The sequence below is a fragment of the Rhodococcus sp. IEGM 1241 genome (assembly GCF_033142365.1).
GTDB lineage: Bacteria > Actinomycetota > Actinomycetes > Mycobacteriales > Mycobacteriaceae > Rhodococcus_F > Rhodococcus_F erythropolis.
In genome coordinates, this window is record NZ_JAWLSE010000006.1 from 31540 (window position 1) to 46776 (window position 15237).

The window sequence follows — 15237 nt, forward strand, 5'->3', positions numbered from 1 at the left end:
GGGGGCGGGCCCCCCCCCCCCGCGGGGGCCGCCGGGCGGGCGGGACCCGGTGCCCGCACCCGGGGGGGGCGCGTTTTTGCCCGGCGGGGGGTTAAAACCGCCCCACAGCAGGGTTATGCCCCTACATCGTCTAGCGACTCACCCTTTGTCTCGCGCATGACCAGCAGCGCAACAAAAGTCAGCGTCGCCGCCACGAGGAGGTAGATGCCGACCCAGCCGACGCCGTAGTTCTTCGCGAGGTAGACGGCGATGAACGGCGCCACCGCAGCGCCCAGAATGCTGGCGGTGTTGTACGCGATTCCCGAGCCCGTGTAGCGGACGTTGGTCGGGAAGAGTTCCGGGAGAACGGCACTCATCGGCCCAAAGGTCAGGCCCATGAGCAGCATGCCCACGATGAGGAACGCCAACATACGACCGTCGTTCATTCCGTCCGGTTCGAGGAACACGCCGAAGGTCAAGCCGAACACCATGATCAGGCCGGTGATGATCAGCAGTGTGATACGACGCCCGTAACGGTCCGCAAGCCAACCCGAGACCGGCACGGCGGCAGCGAAGAACACGACTGCGATGAGCTGCAGGACAAGGAAATCGGTGTACTTGAAGCCGGCGCCAGTTCCGCCGTCGGCCGCCGTCTTGCCGGTTCCGTGGCTGAGTACCCAGGTGGTCATGATGTAGAAGAGCGTGTACGTCGCGAGCATCACGAACGTACCGATGATGAGCTGACGCCAGCTGGTCTTGAATACCTCGGCGACCGGGGTCTTGACCTTCTCGCCGCGCTCGACTGCACGCGCGAACACCGGGGTCTCTTCGAGCTTGAGCCTGACGTACAGGCCGATCATCACCATGATTGCGCTGAGCAGGAACGGAATTCGCCATCCCCAGCTCAGGAAGGCACCCTCAAGGTCCGGGCTGGAATTGTCGTGGTTCATGAACAACGTGATGATCAGGAACAGTCCGTTGGCCATGAAGAAGCCGATGGGTGCACCGAGCTGCGGCCACATCGCCGCCCAGGCCCGCTTGCCTTCCTTGGCCGTCTCGGTCGCGAGCAGAGCCGCGCCAGACCATTCGCCGCCGAGTCCGAGGCCCTGGCAGAAACGCATGAGCGCCAACAGCGCCGGGGCCAGTAGACCGATCTGGTGATAAGTGGGCAGCAGTCCGATGAGGAAGGTCGCGATGCCCATCGTCAGCAGCGAGCCGACCAGAGTTGCCTTGCGTCCGACGCGGTCACCGAAGTGTCCGAAGAGAATCGAGCCGAGGGGACGGGCGACAAACGCGAGTCCGAACGTCGCCAACGACGCGAGAAGCGCGGTGGTGTCGTTGCCCTTCGGGAAGAACAGGTGCGGGAACACCGATACTGCCGCTGTTGCATAGATGTAGAAGTCGTAGAACTCGATGGACGTACCCACCATGCTGGCAACCACGATTCGGCTGCGCGGCACTCCGGCGACGGTATCTGCGTCGCCGCCCTCCGGCTTGGGTGGGTTCTCACTGACTGACGTGCTCAAAACATGCTCCTGCGCCGTTATACGAAAATTGTCCAATTGGTGGGATGGTGTCCCAATCAGTAGGAATTGAACACCCGCGGGGTTTTCCGGCGCAAATTCGGTTCGCTAATTCGGCTCAGCGAGCAATCCGCGATAAAATCCCGTAAAGGTGAGCCGGGAAGTCTGGTCGGCACGTGCATTCGATGCTTTACAACGTCGATCACGTTCATGTCTGTTGCATCCGAACTCGGGTGCACGAACAAAGGTCGTCCCCACGCGTGATCTCCACTTTGCGTTCCGAACTGTCCCGCTATCTCCGCACCGAAACGGTGGGCGGATCGATACTGCTCATCGCCGCTGCCGTCGCTCTGATCTGGGTGAACTCACCTTTCGGTGAGAGCTACATCGCACTGCGCGACTTCCAGATCGGCCCGTCTGCACTCCATCTGGACCTCAGCCTTGGCACCTGGGCGCAAGACGGACTGCTTGCCGTCTTCTTCTTCGTCGCCGGCCTCGAACTCAAACGCGAACTGGTGGTCGGCGAGCTCGCGGACCGCAAAGCCGCGATGCTCCCGATCATCGCGGCGTGCGGCGGCGTCCTGGTCCCCGCGATCATCGCGGCGTCCATCGGCTTCGGCACTCCAGGTATGGACAAGGGCTGGGCCATTCCCGTCGCGACGGACATCGCTTTTGCCCTCGGCGTGCTCGCTCTCACCGGATCGAAGATCCCCGCAAGCGCCCGAGTCTTCCTGCTCAGCCTGGCCGTCGTCGACGATCTGCTCGCCATCATCCTCATCGCCGTACTGTTCACCGGCTCCCTCGCGATGTTGTGGCTGCTGACCGCGGCCGCAGCCCTCGCTGTCTACGCCTACGCCCAGCACAAGCGCATCACGACGCCGTTCCTCTACGTCCCGCTGGCACTACTGACCTGGTACGCGATGCACGAAGCGGGGATACACGCCACACTCGCGGGCGTCGCGCTCGGCCTACTCACCCGTGTCAGGCGCGATCCGGACGAGGAGTACGCGCCGGGCAGCCGCCTCGAGCACCGCATTCAGCCGTACTCCGCAGGCTTCTGCGTCCCCGTCTTCGCACTGTTCGCCTCCGGTGTTCCGATCAACGCCGCGGTACTCGGCGACATTTTCACCGACCCCGTCGGGCAATCGGTTGTCGTCGGCCTTCTGGTCGGAAAGACCGTCGGAATCTTCGGAATTTCCCTGCTCGCGATCAAATTGGGCATAGCCACCAAGCCCAAGACACTGGAATTGAGAGACATGTTTGCCCTCTCAGTTCTCGGTGGCATCGGGTTCACCGTTAGCCTGCTTGTAGCAGACCTCGCATTGGACGGGGTCGGCGATGGCAGCGAGGCCGAGATAGCGAAGGCCGCAGTTCTCGTGACATCGTTGGTGGCATCGCTGATCGGATCAGCGCTGCTGTGGCGACGTGGACGAGTTCATGCGGCTCGAGACGACGCTTCCACCGCCATTGCCACGGACGCGAGAGAACTACCTGGAGAGGTCGACAAGTGAGCTTGACCAACGGAGAGAGCCAGCGCTTCACCGGAGATGGAGTACCGAACACGGTCTCGTCCATCCCTCTCACCGATGTGGACGCCCGCACGCCGGGTGAGGCCACCATCGGGGCCCTCGTCAAGGACGCGACCGCACAGGTCTCCACCCTCGTGCGCGCCGAGGTTGAACTTGCCAAGGCCGAGGTCACGGGCGAGGTCAAGAAGGGTCTGCAGGGCAGTGTCTTCTTCATCCTGGCCTTCACGGTTCTGCTGTTCAGCTCGTTCTTCTTCTTTTTCTTCTTGGCCGAGATGCTCGATACCTGGGTGCCGCGCTGGCTGGCGTTCCTCATCGTCTTCCTGATCATGGTGGTGACCACCGCGATTCTGGCGCTGCTCGGTTATCTGCGTGTGCGCAAGCTGAGGGCTCCGGAGAAGACGATCGAATCGCTCAAGCAGGCCAAGAACGTCCTTCCCGGCAGCCATGACGACGCAAAGCCGTCTGTCGATTTCAACGCGCGCCGGTAGCGAGTCTGATCGAAAGTGGCAGCCCCAGATCCATCCACCGTCAGGTTCGACGGCCCCTGGATTCACCGGGACATTCACGCCAACGGCATCCGGTTTCACGTCGTCGAGGTAGGCGACGCGGAGCCGGATGCTCCGTTGGTGGTCCTGTTGCACGGATTCGCCGATTTCTGGTGGTCCTGGCGCCATCAGTTGACGGCACTGTCGGAGCAGGGATTCCGCGTCGTCGCCATGGATCTTCGTGGGTACGGCGATTCCGACAAGCCCCCTCGCGGCTACGACGGTTGGACGCTCGCCGGTGACGTAGCCGGTCTCATTCGTGCGATGGGTTACGGCAAGGCCACGCTGATCGGTCATGCCGACGGCGGGTTGGTGTGCTGGGCGACCGCGCTCCTGCATCCACGCCTGGTGCGGTCGATCGCGTTGATCTCGTCGCCACACCCGATGGCACTCAAGAAAGCAGTCGTGCGCGACCCATATCAGCGCCGCGCGCTTTTGCCCTCGTTCCTGGCCTATCAGGTACCGCTGCGCCCGGAACGTCGGTTGACGGCCGACAACGGCGCCGAGGTGGAGCGTCTGGTTCGCTCGCGGTCCGGCCCCACCTGGCCGCAGCAACCCGAGTTCGCGGACGTGATGACCAAGATGCGGGCTGCGATCCGAATCCCGGGCGTCGCGCATTCCACGCTGGAGTACCAGCGCTGGGCCTTCCGCAGCCAGCTCCGGCCGGAGGGTCGTCGTTTCATGCGTTTGATGGATCAGGTTCTTCGCATTCCGATCGTCCAGATTCACGGCGAACTCGACCCGTACGTGCTCACCCGTACCGTGCGGCGCGACAAGCATTGGGCTCCCGGCGAGAAACTGCGCACCATTGCCGGAGTTGGTCACTACGCGCACCAGGAAGCCCCCGAGCGCGTCAACCGCGAACTCGAGGACTTCCTCCTTACAGAGAAGTGACCGCTACAGAATGCAGGCGCCTGTCGGCACCGGCGTCGACGCCGAGGCAGCCGCGTTCAACTGGCGCGATACTTCCTGGGCGGTGAGGACGAATCCGGTGTCGCTGTCGTCGACGGCAGCACCGAACACGACGCCGAGGACGCGGCCCTGATCGTCGACCATCGGCCCACCAGAGTTGCCCTGCCTGATGGATCCGCGGACGGTGTAGACCTCACGTTGAGTGGTTCCGGCCTTGTAGATGTCCGGTCCGTTCAGGTTCAGGACCTCACGAACGCGGGCTGCGCTGGCCGTGTACGGACCGCCGCCGGGGTAACCGAGCACCAACGCGTTGTCGCCGGTCTGAGCCTGCTCCGGAGCAAACGGCAGCACCGGTGCGTCCAGTCCGGGAACCGCCAGAATCGCGATGTCGACGGCGGAGTCGAAGAGAACCACCTGCGCGGGCAGCGCGCCCTCCATGGTGTCCACCGTGATGCTCTCGGTTCCGGCAACCACGTGTGCGTTGGTCATGACGCGTTCGGGAGCGACGATGAATCCGGATCCCTCGAGCGCGCGCTGGCAACTCGGTGCGACACCGTTGATGCGTAGAACACTCGGACGCAACTGCGCCGCCAACGGACTGGCCAGAACGCTCGCGTCGGGTGCTTCGACCTCGGTGATGGGCGTACGCCCGAACGGGCCGATGACGTCCGGCAGGCCGGAGGTGTCGAGCAACGCCGAAAACTCCGTCGGGATGCGGCGCAGCCACTGCGGCGCCAGTTCGTCCACGCTGGCGAGAACATCCGAACCACGAACAGCGGCGGCAATATTCGGCTGCGACGAAGAAGTGAGCGGAATCGCGAGCAACCACGCCGCGACCACGACGGCCACCGCCTGTAGACCCGCACCGATGACGCTGTCGACGGATCGCGCCGTCGGACTGTGCATTCCGCTGCGCGCCGCGCGTCCGAGCACCATGCCGGCGACTTCGCCGATGATGACCAACACCACGATCAGCGAGATGCCCGCGAGGATGCGCAGCTTGCCTTCGGTGACGTGCACGAGCAGGTGGGGCGCCAACAGAATTCCCGCGACGGCACCGAGGATCACGCCGACAAACGCCAACGCCGACGCCACCGCACCCTGACGCCATCCGGACGTGGCCGCGATGAGGGCGACCAGAACGATGGCGATGTCCACCCAACGAGAACCTGTCATCGCGGCACCGCCGAATCCTCGACACCTTCACCGAACTCGGACAGCGCTGTGTCCAGGTCTCTCACGTCCTCGTAGTTCCACGGAATCTCCCAGCCCGACACCGTGAACAGCGCCGCGAGGATTCCTGCTGTGAACCCCCAGACCAGCATGCCGTCGGCGCGGAACGCCGGGCCCTGGTATCCGAGGGGATGGCGAACCTGAAACCGGTTGTCGGGGTCGAGCAACGTGCGCAGCGGCACCCTGGCCACCCGTCCGACCTCGCCCTCGTCCTGAATCCCCACCGTCGTCGGCTGCTCCCAGTAGCCGAGCACCGGCGTCACGTCGAAACCCGACGGCGGGATGAAGATCTCCGGCAGCACGGTGAGCGGCTGAACTCCGCTCGGATCGAGCCCGGTTTCCTCCTGCGCTTCACGCAGCGCGGTGCCGATGGGGCCGTCGTCGCCCGGATCGGCGGCGCCGCCCGGGAATGCGACCTGTCCGCTGTGCTGACGCATCGTCGACGCCCGTTGGGTCAGCAACACGTCTGCGCCCTCCGGCAAGCCGCCGACGGCGAGAGGGTCTGCCTCACGCGGTCCGCCGAAGAGCACGAGCACCGCGGCCGGACGCGTCACGGTCCCGCGCGGCGCGCGACGCTCGAGGACGGGGTTGATCCGGTGTGGATCGGTGGGCTCGGTGCTGGCGACAGCTCGCAACCACTCGGGAACCGGTGTGCTCATACGACGACTCCCAGATATTGCGCCGCAGCGGCGGCGATTTCGTCCGCACTGCGGAAAGGTTGAGGCAAGACCTTGGCGACTGTTCCATCCGCGCGCACGAGCACCGACACCGGCAGCACCGGCGGTGCGCCCACTGCGATCCGTACCTTGCCGTCACCGTCCTGGACGCCGGGTAAACGCACCGAGTAGTCGATGAGTCGCGTCAAAGCGTTCTCCTGATTCGGATCCGAATGCACCGTCAGAACGTTGATGCTGCCCTCGGCGCGCTCCGCGAATTCCTGAAGGTACGGAAGCTCTTCGGCGCATGGCGCGCACCAGTACGCCCACAAGTTGAGCAGAGTCGGTTTTCCGCCGACCGCTGCGGCAAGGTCGACGGGCCGACCGTCTGACACGCAGTCGAGGGTGATTCCGGCCAGCGCCGAGCCGGCCGGAGCTTCGCCCGTCGGAGTCGGACAGGGAGCCAGTGAGGCCTGGCTACGGAGTTGATCGAGCGATTCCGACGACGGAGTGAACGTCGGCGGCTGATACGCGGACGACGACGGACCCGTGGACGTGGGCGTCGTGTCGTCTCCCCCGCGCGGCCAGATCGCCACGACGAGAGCCGCGACGACCACGAGCGCAGCGAGAGACCATCTTCCAGCACTTGTCATCGGCGATCACAACCCTGCCAGGGCGAGCAGATGGTCGGTCTCGGGGCCTTTCACCAGGGCCGCGGCCTCGGTTTTGTCGGTCGGGCCGAGTCCGTACGACGGGCAGTCCTTGGCGAGAACGCACACCCCGCACGCGGGCTTGCGCGCGTGGCAGACCCGGCGGCCGTGAAAGATCACGCGGTGCGAGAGCAGTGTCCATTCCTTACGTTCGATCAGTGCCCCGACGGCGTGTTCCACCTTGACGGCATCTTCTTCCTCGGTCCACTTCCACCGGCGCACGAGCCGACCGAAGTGGGTGTCGACGGTGATTCCCGGGATGTCGAAGGCATTGCCCAGCACGACGTTCGCGGTCTTGCGTCCGATGCCTGGGAGTTTCACCAGATCTTCGAGCTTGTTCGGGACCTGACCGTCGTGGCGTTCGAGTAGCGCCTGACCGAGTCCGATCAACGACGTCGTCTTGTTCCGGTAGAAGCCGGTGGAGCGGATGTACTCCTCGAGTTCGGTCCGATCGGCTTCCGCGTATGCCTTCGCGTCGGGATAGCGGGCGAAGAGCGCCGGCGTGACCATGTTGACGCGGACGTCAGTGCATTGCGCCGACAGGATTGTCGCCACTGCCAGTTCCAACGGAGTCGTGAAGTCGAGTTCGCAATACACGTGCGGGAAAGCCACAGCGAGCTCGCGATTCATCCGACGCGCCCGGCGTACCAATCCGAGGTGTGATTCTTCCTTCCGCGCACCCCCCGAACGCGGTTTCTTCCGCTGCTCTGAACTGCCTGTCGGGGTGGTCTGCACTCAGACAACTGTACGGATACGACATGAGTGGAGACTCCGTCGTGTCGATTCTGAGACCTTCGACGTGTTTACTTCCCCCTATGCAAGGACTCGCAGTAATTCTCTTTCCGCTACTGCTGATGCTCTTTGCCCTGGCGATGGAACGAGTCGAAGGGCGATTGCGTCGGCTCTCGGTTCAAGAGCACGAAGTAGAAGACTTCCTCGATCAGGCAAGTCACGACGACGTCGCCCGCCTGGCAAGCGATGGGTTTCCCCATGCGTTCGCTCGCTTCCACCGGAAGCGGAAGGGCCGTCAGTCGGAGGCTCCCGAGAGCGCCAGCCTGGGCGAAATCCGGACACAACGGGCAAGTTGACGGCCATACAAAGTAGTCACCGCAGCAGATTCCGGAAGAATTTTCGGCTCTTACGTGGCATCAATCACTCGTCGCGAGCTATCGGGACGTAGACTTCGATGCCGTACCTGTTGCATTGAACACAGATTGCATTGGACACAGTGTCTCACTCATGAGGGCTGAGCCTGTGTACGACGGTTTGTGCGCAGCGCGGGTACAAAGATAGTTAGCGCAAAAATGACACCACAAACGAACAAATCCCAACAAGGAGCGCACGTGGACGACGTCCTGGCAAGAGCCGGCATCTTCCAAGGAGTCGAGCCCTCAGCGGTAGCGGCGCTGACAAAGCAGCTGCAGCCCGTCGACTTCCCCCGTGGACATGTCATCTTCAACGAAGGTGAACCCGGTGACCGCCTGTACATCATCGTGTCCGGCAAGGTGAAGATCGGTCGACGCTCACCCGACGGTCGCGAGAACCTACTGACGATCATGGGCCCGTCCGACATGTTCGGCGAACTGTCCATCTTCGACCCCGGCCCCCGCACCTCGACGGCTACGACCGTCACCGAGGTTCGCGCCGTGAGCATGGACCGCGACGCTCTCAAGGCATGGATCCAGCAGCGCCCCGAGATCGCCGAGCAGCTGCTGCGCGTTCTCGCCCGCCGACTGCGTCGTACCAACAACACCCTGGCCGACCTGATCTTCACGGACGTTCCCGGCCGTGTTGCCAAGGCGCTCCTGCAGCTCGCGCAGCGCTTCGGCACTCAGGAAGGTGGCGCCCTGCGCGTCACTCACGACCTCACGCAGGAAGAGATCGCCCAGCTCGTCGGCGCTTCCCGCGAGACCGTCAACAAGGCGCTCGCCGATTTCGCACACCGCGGATGGCTGCGCCTCGAAGGCAAGAGCGTTCTGATCTCGGATTCCGAGCGTCTGGCTCGTCGCGCCCGCTAGTTTCTTCCTTCTCGACTCTTTCGGCCGCTCCCACTTCGGTGGGGGCGGCCGAAGTCATTCCCTGGACTGTTGTTGTACCTATCGGTAAAGTATGTACCGATAGGTACACATCCGATCGAGAGGCCACGCAATGACCGTCCGAGCACCGATTCCGCCCTTCACCCACGAAACCGCCGTCCAGAAGGTCCGCCTCGCCGAGGACGGATGGAACTCACGCGATCCGCACAAGGTGTCGCTGGCCTACACGCCGGACAGTTGGTGGCGCAATCGGTCGACGTTCGTCACCGGCCGATCCGAAATCGTCGAACTTCTGACCGAGAAGTGGACCCGCGAGCTGGACTACCGGTTGATCAAAGAGTTGTGGGCACACGGCGACGACCGCATCGCCGTGCGATTCGCGTACGAGTGGCACGATCACGACGGGCAGTGGTTCCGCTCCTACGGCAACGAGAACTGGGAATTCGACGCGGACGGCCTCATGCACCACCGTCATGCCAGCATCAACGACGTCCCCATCGCGGAGTCCGAGCGAAAGTTCTTCTGGGATTCGACCGGACCACGCCCGCACGATCATCCGGGCCTGAGCGAGTTGGGTCTGTGATGAAAGGATGAATCCATGGCCAGACAGGTAGCTGAACGCTCGGACACGATCCCCGCCCTCGCGAACGTGTTTCGAACCTACGGGTTCGACGGAGCAAGCCTGGCCGTCATCACCGAACACACCGGTTTGGGCAAAGGCAGTCTCTACAACTTCTTTCCGCGAGGAAAGGAAGAGATGGCCGAGGCCGTACTCGACGAGGTCGACGGCTGGTTTCGCACCGAAGTCTTCGAACCGCTTCGAGCAGAGTCGGTTCCACCGCGGCAGCGTATCCAGAGCATGTTCGCTACCGTCGCCGACTACTTTCGGTCAGGGCAACGCATTTGCCTGTTCGGCGCATTTGCACTCGGTGAAGAGCGAAACCGCTTCGGCGCCAAGGTGCGAACCTACTTCGACGAATGGACAGCAGCTCTCGAGGCGGCACTCGTCGGCGCCGAAGATTCCACCGGACTCGCCGAAGAAGCCGTGGCCGGAATCCAAGGCGCAATAGTGATGTCCCGAGCCCTGGACGACGGTGCCGTATACAGCCGAGTGACGACGCGACTCGAAGATCGACTGGTACAGGCACTCACGCCGTAACGCATACCGCACGACCACAAAGGCATTTGTGCCGCGGCATGCACCTGGCATGCTCGAAAAGGTATGCACAAGAGGAAAGGAACCCATGCCCTCGTCCGAGACGGTGATCGCATCCACAGCTTCGGGGAAGATCCGCGGCCTAAAGCGTGACGGTTCCTACTACTTCGGTGCGATCCCCTACGCCCGCGCACCGCGCTTCGAGAAGCCGCGGCCGGCGGGACCGTTCTCCGACGTCTTCGACGCCACAGCGCTTGGAACGGTCTTCCCCCAACCACCTTCACGGCTCGAGCGCATCATGGGGCCACCGCTCCCCGAACCGGAGCAGAGCGAGGACAGCTTCACCGTCACCGTCACAACCCCGTCGCTGACCGGTCATCGCCCGGTGATGGTCTGGCTTCACGGTGGCGGTTACTCCAGTGGCGGCGGCTCCCTCCCCTGGTACGACGGCGGCGCTTTGTCAGCCGAGGGCGACGTCGTCGTGGTGTCGGTCAACTACCGCGTCGGCGTGCTCGGATATCTCCTCCTCGACGGCGTGAGCGAAGGCAATCTCGGGGTCCACGATCAGATCGCAGCGCTCGAGTGGGTGCGCGAGAACATCGAGGCATTCGGCGGCGACCCAGACTCGGTCACCGTGTTCGGGCAGTCGGCCGGCGCTCATTCGATTGTGAATCTGTTGAGCAGTAACAACTCTCGAACTCTGTTCCATCGAGCAATTCTGCAGAGCACCCCACGGCCGGACCTCAACTTCACGCAGGTTGCCGCGATCGAGAACGGTGAAACATTTGCCCGACTGCTCGACGGAGATCCTCGGACCGCGCCACTCTCCCGCATTCTCGACGCATTCCGCAGCACCGCAATCGAGTTCAGCCGGCGGTCCCCTAACGTCGTGCAACCGCCCTTCGCACCGATTTCCGAACTGGATCCGGTGATCCGAACTTTCGAAACAGCGCCGGACGTCATCGTGGGATACACCCGCGACGAGGGATCCGCTTTCGTGCGCGACGTGGCGGGAGTACCCGATCCCGAACGCGTCGCCGAAAAGGCACTGACACAGAACATGTTTGCCGAACCGGCGACGGAGCTGGCCGACGCCTTCACAGCGGCCGGCGCGTCGGTGTACACGTATCGCTTCGACTGGGCACCGACGGACGACGTCTTCGGAGCCACTCACTGCATCGAACTACCCTTCATGTTGGGAACCGAGCAGTCCTGGAAGAGCTCACCGATGCTGGGCAGCAGCGACTGGCAGAGCATCGACGCACTGGGCCGTCGGATACGCCGGCACTGGACGTCGTTTGCGCACACGGGAAGTCCGGACAGCAGCGAAACCTGGGAGAAGTACACCTCGGCCCAACCGATCGGAATCACCTTCTTCTGAGCAACTTCGGGCGCCTACCCACTCGCGGCAATCCCGTCTAGGATTGCTCCATGGACATGCCCAAGCTCCTCGACGGGCGACTAAAACTCCGCCATCTCCTGCTCGTCGACGCATTGAGCCGTCAGGGCAGCGTGGTCGGCGCCGCTGCCGCACTTCACATCACACAACCCGTCGCGACCCGCAGTCTGCACGACATCGAGTCCATTCTCGGTGTTTCGCTCTTCGACCGCGGGCCACGCGGAATCACCCCGACCATTTTCGGCGAGGCCTTCACAACTCATGCGCGGGCCGTGATCGCGCAGCTGACCGAAGCCGGGCGGCACGTCGTCGAACTTGCCGACGCCAATCGCGGAACCGTCATCGTGGGAACACATCTCGCCGGATCCAACGTGCTGCTTCCCGGTGCTATCGCGCGCCTGAAGGTTCACCACCCGCTGCTCACCGTCATCGTGCGCGAAGGCACGCCCGAACAGTTGCTCACCGATCTGGAAGCGGGCCGAATCGATCTGATCGTCGGCCGGCTCACCTCACCTACCGATGACACCGCGACAAGACGGAACCTCTACGCGGAGTCCGTCGAACTCGTCACCCGCGTGGATCACCCGCTCGCTCACCGCGAGGACGTCCAACTCGAAGAACTACGCGGCTTCCCCTGGATCCTTCCCGGGGTCGAGACAGTGCTCCGCCGCGAGCTCGAGGAGTTCTTCGCCCGCAACAGCCTGCCGTTGCCCGAAAACCGCGTCGAGGCAACCTCTTTCCTCACCGTGCGCCAACTGCTGGTCGAGACCGACATGATCGCGGTCCTACCGAGCCTCATCCCCCGCGACGACGCGCGCTTGACCACCCTGTCCATCACACTCGATCCGATCGGGCACAGCGTCGGCATCACCTCCTCGGCGACTCGCACGTCGAGCCCGTCCGCACAGGCCCTGATCGCGACGCTGGAGTCCTTTGCAGCTGAGCTCATGCGACCGTGAAACGCCGATCGGCCCGTTCCCCGCGAGGGGGAACGGGCCGATGTCGGATCAATCCAGTACTCAGGCGTTTTCGGAGACGCGAATCTCCTCGTGCTCCAAGCCCCGCGACGAATCGGGGACAATCTTGAACAGTGCGATGGCGCCGACCAGGCTGATTGTGCATATCGAGGCGAGGTACCAGGTGACGCCTACCGAAGACCCGGTGGCGTCCAGCAGTGCGGTGGCGATCATCGGCGCCAGTCCACCGCCGAGAATCGCACCACTCTGAAGGATCAGAGACGAACCGGAGTAGCGGACCTTGGCCGGGAAGGTATCGGCGATGATGCTGCCCTGAACGCAGTGGGTGACCGGCACGATCAGACCCATACCCAGGAACGCGATGACAGCGACCACTTTGTTCTCGGTGTTCAGTAGCGGGAAGAACACGATGCACCACAACAGGATTGCGGCAGATCCGCCGATGAACATGTGTCGACGCCCGTACTTGTCAGCGATCTTGGTCCAGAACGGGATGGAAAGGAACCACAGGACTGCGGCCGCGGTCACGCTGAGCACCAGGAATTGCTTGTCGTAGCCCAGATGTTGAGTTCCGTACGACAGGGTGAACACCATGAAGGCGTACGCCACGGCGGAGTTCGCCAAGCACGCGGCAAGCGTGAGAGACAAACGGGGGAAGCCGACCTTGAGCGACTCACGCAGCGGGAAGCGGACTATTTCGCCCTTCTCCATGATCCCGGCGAATGACGGCGACTCGGTGACGCGCAGGCGAATCACCAGACCGATCGCCACCAGAACGAAGCTGAGCAGGAACGGGATTCGCCAACCCCACGAAGCGAATGCCGAGTCCGACATCACGGCGTTGGTCGTCAGGAAGATGCCGTTGGCGAGAACCAGTCCGGCGGGTGTGCCCATCTGCGGGAAACCTGCATAACGATTCTTCTGCCCTGCCGGCGCGTGCTCCATCGACATGAGTGTCGCACCGGCGCCTTCACCGCCCAGACCGATGCCCTGAACGACGCGCATGGCCACCAGGAGGACGGGCGCCCAGAATCCGATGGAATCGTAGTTCGGGATGAGGCCGATGAGTGTGGACCCGACGCCCATCATCACCAGGGAGACCACGAGTGTGGCCTTGCGCCCGATCCGGTCACCGAAATGCCCGAACACGAGCCCACCTACCGGCCGTGCGATGAATCCGACGGCGAAGGTGCTGAAGGCAGCCAGCGTGCCGGCCGTGGGGCTCAGGCTCGGAAAGAATTGTTTGTTGAAGATCAGCGCGGCGGCTGTGCCGTAGAGGAAGAAGTCGTACCATTCGAGAGTTGTGCCGGCCAGAGTTGCCATGGCAACTCGGCTACGGGCAGCTTTCTCCGGCAACGGCTTTCCGTCACTCGTTGTGCTGTTGGATATCTTGTCTGACATCGCGGAACCTATCGATTGGATGGGGCAGGCGGACGATGAAATCTGTAGTCACCGACCCCGTCTTCGGGATTGTCGGCATCACGAGCGTCGTCGATCGTTGTGTTTGGAATTGTGCTCGCTCGAGACATGACTCACAAATGCCGAATTCACCGTCCGCCATACCGGAAAGGGTATAGCCGGGGTCTCAGACGAGACCCAGGAAGCGTTCGGCATTCCCCCGCGAAATCAGTTGGCGCGCAGTATCGTCCAAGAACTCACTCTTGCGAACCACCTCACCGACCGGACGCTCCCCCAAGGGGTACGGGTAATCACTACCCACCATCACACGGTCCACCCCCACCGTGTCCACCAGCAGTCGCAGTGCGCGCTCGTCGAAGACGACGGAATCCACGTAGAACCTACCCAGGTAATGCGAAGGCGGGAACTCCGACGTACCGATGATGTCGTTGCGGCCGTGCCAGGCGTTTTCCATCCGGCCCAACCAGAACGCGAAAGATCCACCACCGTGCGCAAATCCGATCTTGAGACGATCGTCGATCTTGTCGAACACCCCACCGAGAATCAGCGCGAGTATCGACAGATGCGTTTCGGCCGGCATCGCGGTGAGCCACTGCGCCATCCAGCGATCGAGGCGCGGAGAGTTGGCCATGTCCCACGGGTGCACGAATACCGGCACGTCAAGCGACGCGCAGTGCTGGAGAAACGTCACCACGCCCTCACTGTCGAGGTCCAGATCGCCCACATGATTGCCGATCTCGACACCGCGGTGCCCGTTCGCGATGCACCGCTCGAGCTCACGGCACGCTGCGTCGGTGTCTTGCAGAGGCACCTGGCAGAACGGAATCAACCGATCCTTCGCCGGCTCCACGATCTCGAGCGCGAGGTCGTTGAAGATCCGTGCGATGCGACTTGCCTGCTCGCCGCTTCGGCCGTAATTGAAGAATGCCGGCGTCGGCGAGACGACCTGCGTGTGCACGCCGTCGGCATCCATGTCCCGAAGCCGCACCTCGGCGTCCCAGGCATCGGACTGGATGCGGCGGAACTCCTTGGTGCCCATCATGATCATGGCTTCGGTCTCCGACTCGACCTTCAGCCACGGCGCTTGCGGCCCCGCGTCTTCGGTCAGATCCGGCCACCCGTTGGGCACGTAGTGGGTGTGGATGTCGATCAGGTTGCTCATC

At 63.3% G+C, this 15237-nt stretch carries 16 protein-coding genes; 9 read left to right on the top strand and 7 right to left on the bottom strand.

All coding sequences use genetic code 11. The features are described 5' to 3' along the window. Nucleotides 1–113: 113 nt before the first annotated feature. The gene (locus tag R4P70_RS24255; RefSeq protein ID WP_020968263.1) at nt 114–1505 is read right to left on the bottom strand and encodes an MFS transporter; all 1392 of its coding nucleotides are present in this window, start codon (nt 1503–1505) and stop codon (nt 114–116) included. A gap of 173 nt (nt 1506–1678) precedes the next feature. Between R4P70_RS24255 and nhaA the strand changes: the two genes are divergently transcribed. Genes nhaA through R4P70_RS24270 form a run of 3 tightly spaced genes read left to right on the top strand, consistent with a single transcriptional unit; the run spans nt 1679 to nt 4470 of the window. Next, complete coding sequence (nhaA, locus tag R4P70_RS24260) at nt 1679–3013, top strand: Na+/H+ antiporter NhaA (protein ID WP_019746626.1); 1335 nt, start codon at nt 1679–1681, stop codon at nt 3011–3013. After that, nucleotides 3010–3519, top strand: coding sequence for a phage holin family protein (locus R4P70_RS24265; RefSeq protein WP_019746625.1), 510 nt, complete (start codon nt 3010–3012; stop codon nt 3517–3519). Before nhaA ends, R4P70_RS24265 begins: the two co-directional genes overlap by 4 nt. Before the next feature lie 15 nt (nt 3520–3534). Then, nucleotides 3535–4470, top strand: coding sequence for an alpha/beta fold hydrolase (locus R4P70_RS24270; RefSeq protein WP_019746624.1), 936 nt, complete (start codon nt 3535–3537; stop codon nt 4468–4470). A gap of 3 nt (nt 4471–4473) precedes the next feature. Here the strand turns inward: R4P70_RS24270 and R4P70_RS24275 are convergent, their stop codons facing one another. From R4P70_RS24275 to nth, 4 genes are read right to left on the bottom strand one after another with little or no spacing between them, the layout of a single operon-like run. Then, nucleotides 4474–5664, bottom strand: a complete 1191-nt coding sequence (locus tag R4P70_RS24275; RefSeq protein ID WP_019746623.1) for a MarP family serine protease — start codon at nt 5662–5664, stop codon at nt 4474–4476. After that, the gene (locus R4P70_RS24280; RefSeq protein WP_019746622.1) at nt 5661–6380 is read right to left on the bottom strand and encodes an NUDIX hydrolase; all 720 of its coding nucleotides are present in this window, start codon (nt 6378–6380) and stop codon (nt 5661–5663) included. Before R4P70_RS24280 ends, R4P70_RS24275 begins: the two co-directional genes overlap by 4 nt. Next, the gene (locus tag R4P70_RS24285; RefSeq protein ID WP_020905971.1) at nt 6377–7030 is read right to left on the bottom strand and encodes a TlpA family protein disulfide reductase; all 654 of its coding nucleotides are present in this window, start codon (nt 7028–7030) and stop codon (nt 6377–6379) included. The genes R4P70_RS24280 and R4P70_RS24285 overlap by 4 nt, the downstream gene beginning before the upstream one ends. Before the next feature lie 6 nt (nt 7031–7036). Next, nucleotides 7037–7822: an endonuclease III gene (nth, locus tag R4P70_RS24290; RefSeq protein ID WP_003943471.1), complete on the bottom strand. Its 786-nt coding sequence runs from the start codon at nt 7820–7822 to the stop codon at nt 7037–7039. Between the two features lie 80 nt (nt 7823–7902). Here nth and R4P70_RS24295 point away from each other — a divergent pair, with 80 nt between their 5' ends. From R4P70_RS24295 to R4P70_RS24320, 6 genes are all read left to right on the top strand, one after another. Further along, nucleotides 7903–8175 carry a hypothetical protein gene (locus R4P70_RS24295; protein WP_019746620.1) on the top strand — a complete coding sequence of 91 codons (273 nt, stop codon included), beginning with the start codon at nt 7903–7905 and terminating at the stop codon, nt 8173–8175. Nucleotides 8176–8430: 255 nt separating this feature from the next. Next, nucleotides 8431–9105: a Crp/Fnr family transcriptional regulator gene (locus tag R4P70_RS24300; protein ID WP_003943506.1), complete on the top strand. Its 675-nt coding sequence runs from the start codon at nt 8431–8433 to the stop codon at nt 9103–9105. Between the two features lie 130 nt (nt 9106–9235). Continuing rightward, on the top strand, nt 9236–9706 hold the full coding sequence (locus R4P70_RS24305; RefSeq protein ID WP_019746619.1) for a DUF1348 family protein: 471 nt from the start codon (nt 9236–9238) through the stop codon (nt 9704–9706). Nucleotides 9707–9721: 15 nt separating this feature from the next. After that, nucleotides 9722–10282, top strand: a complete 561-nt coding sequence (locus R4P70_RS24310) for a TetR/AcrR family transcriptional regulator (protein WP_020968259.1) — start codon at nt 9722–9724, stop codon at nt 10280–10282. A gap of 85 nt (nt 10283–10367) precedes the next feature. Further along, a complete protein-coding gene (locus R4P70_RS24315) occupies nt 10368–11660 on the top strand; it encodes a carboxylesterase family protein (RefSeq protein ID WP_317832191.1) in 1293 nt (430 codons plus the stop codon). 50 nt (nt 11661–11710) lie between these two features. Beyond that, entirely contained in the window at nt 11711–12637 is a 927-nt protein-coding gene (locus R4P70_RS24320) for a LysR substrate-binding domain-containing protein (protein ID WP_030535682.1), read from the top strand. 60 nt (nt 12638–12697) lie between these two features. Here R4P70_RS24320 and R4P70_RS24325 read toward each other — a convergent pair whose 3' ends face one another. Together R4P70_RS24325 and R4P70_RS24330 are read right to left on the bottom strand one after the other, a co-directional pair. After that, entirely contained in the window at nt 12698–14056 is a 1359-nt protein-coding gene (locus R4P70_RS24325) for an MFS transporter (RefSeq protein ID WP_019746615.1), read from the bottom strand. A gap of 184 nt (nt 14057–14240) precedes the next feature. Further along, nucleotides 14241–15236, bottom strand: a complete 996-nt coding sequence (locus tag R4P70_RS24330; protein ID WP_020968257.1) for an amidohydrolase family protein — start codon at nt 15234–15236, stop codon at nt 14241–14243. Nucleotide 15237 lies beyond the last annotated feature (1 nt).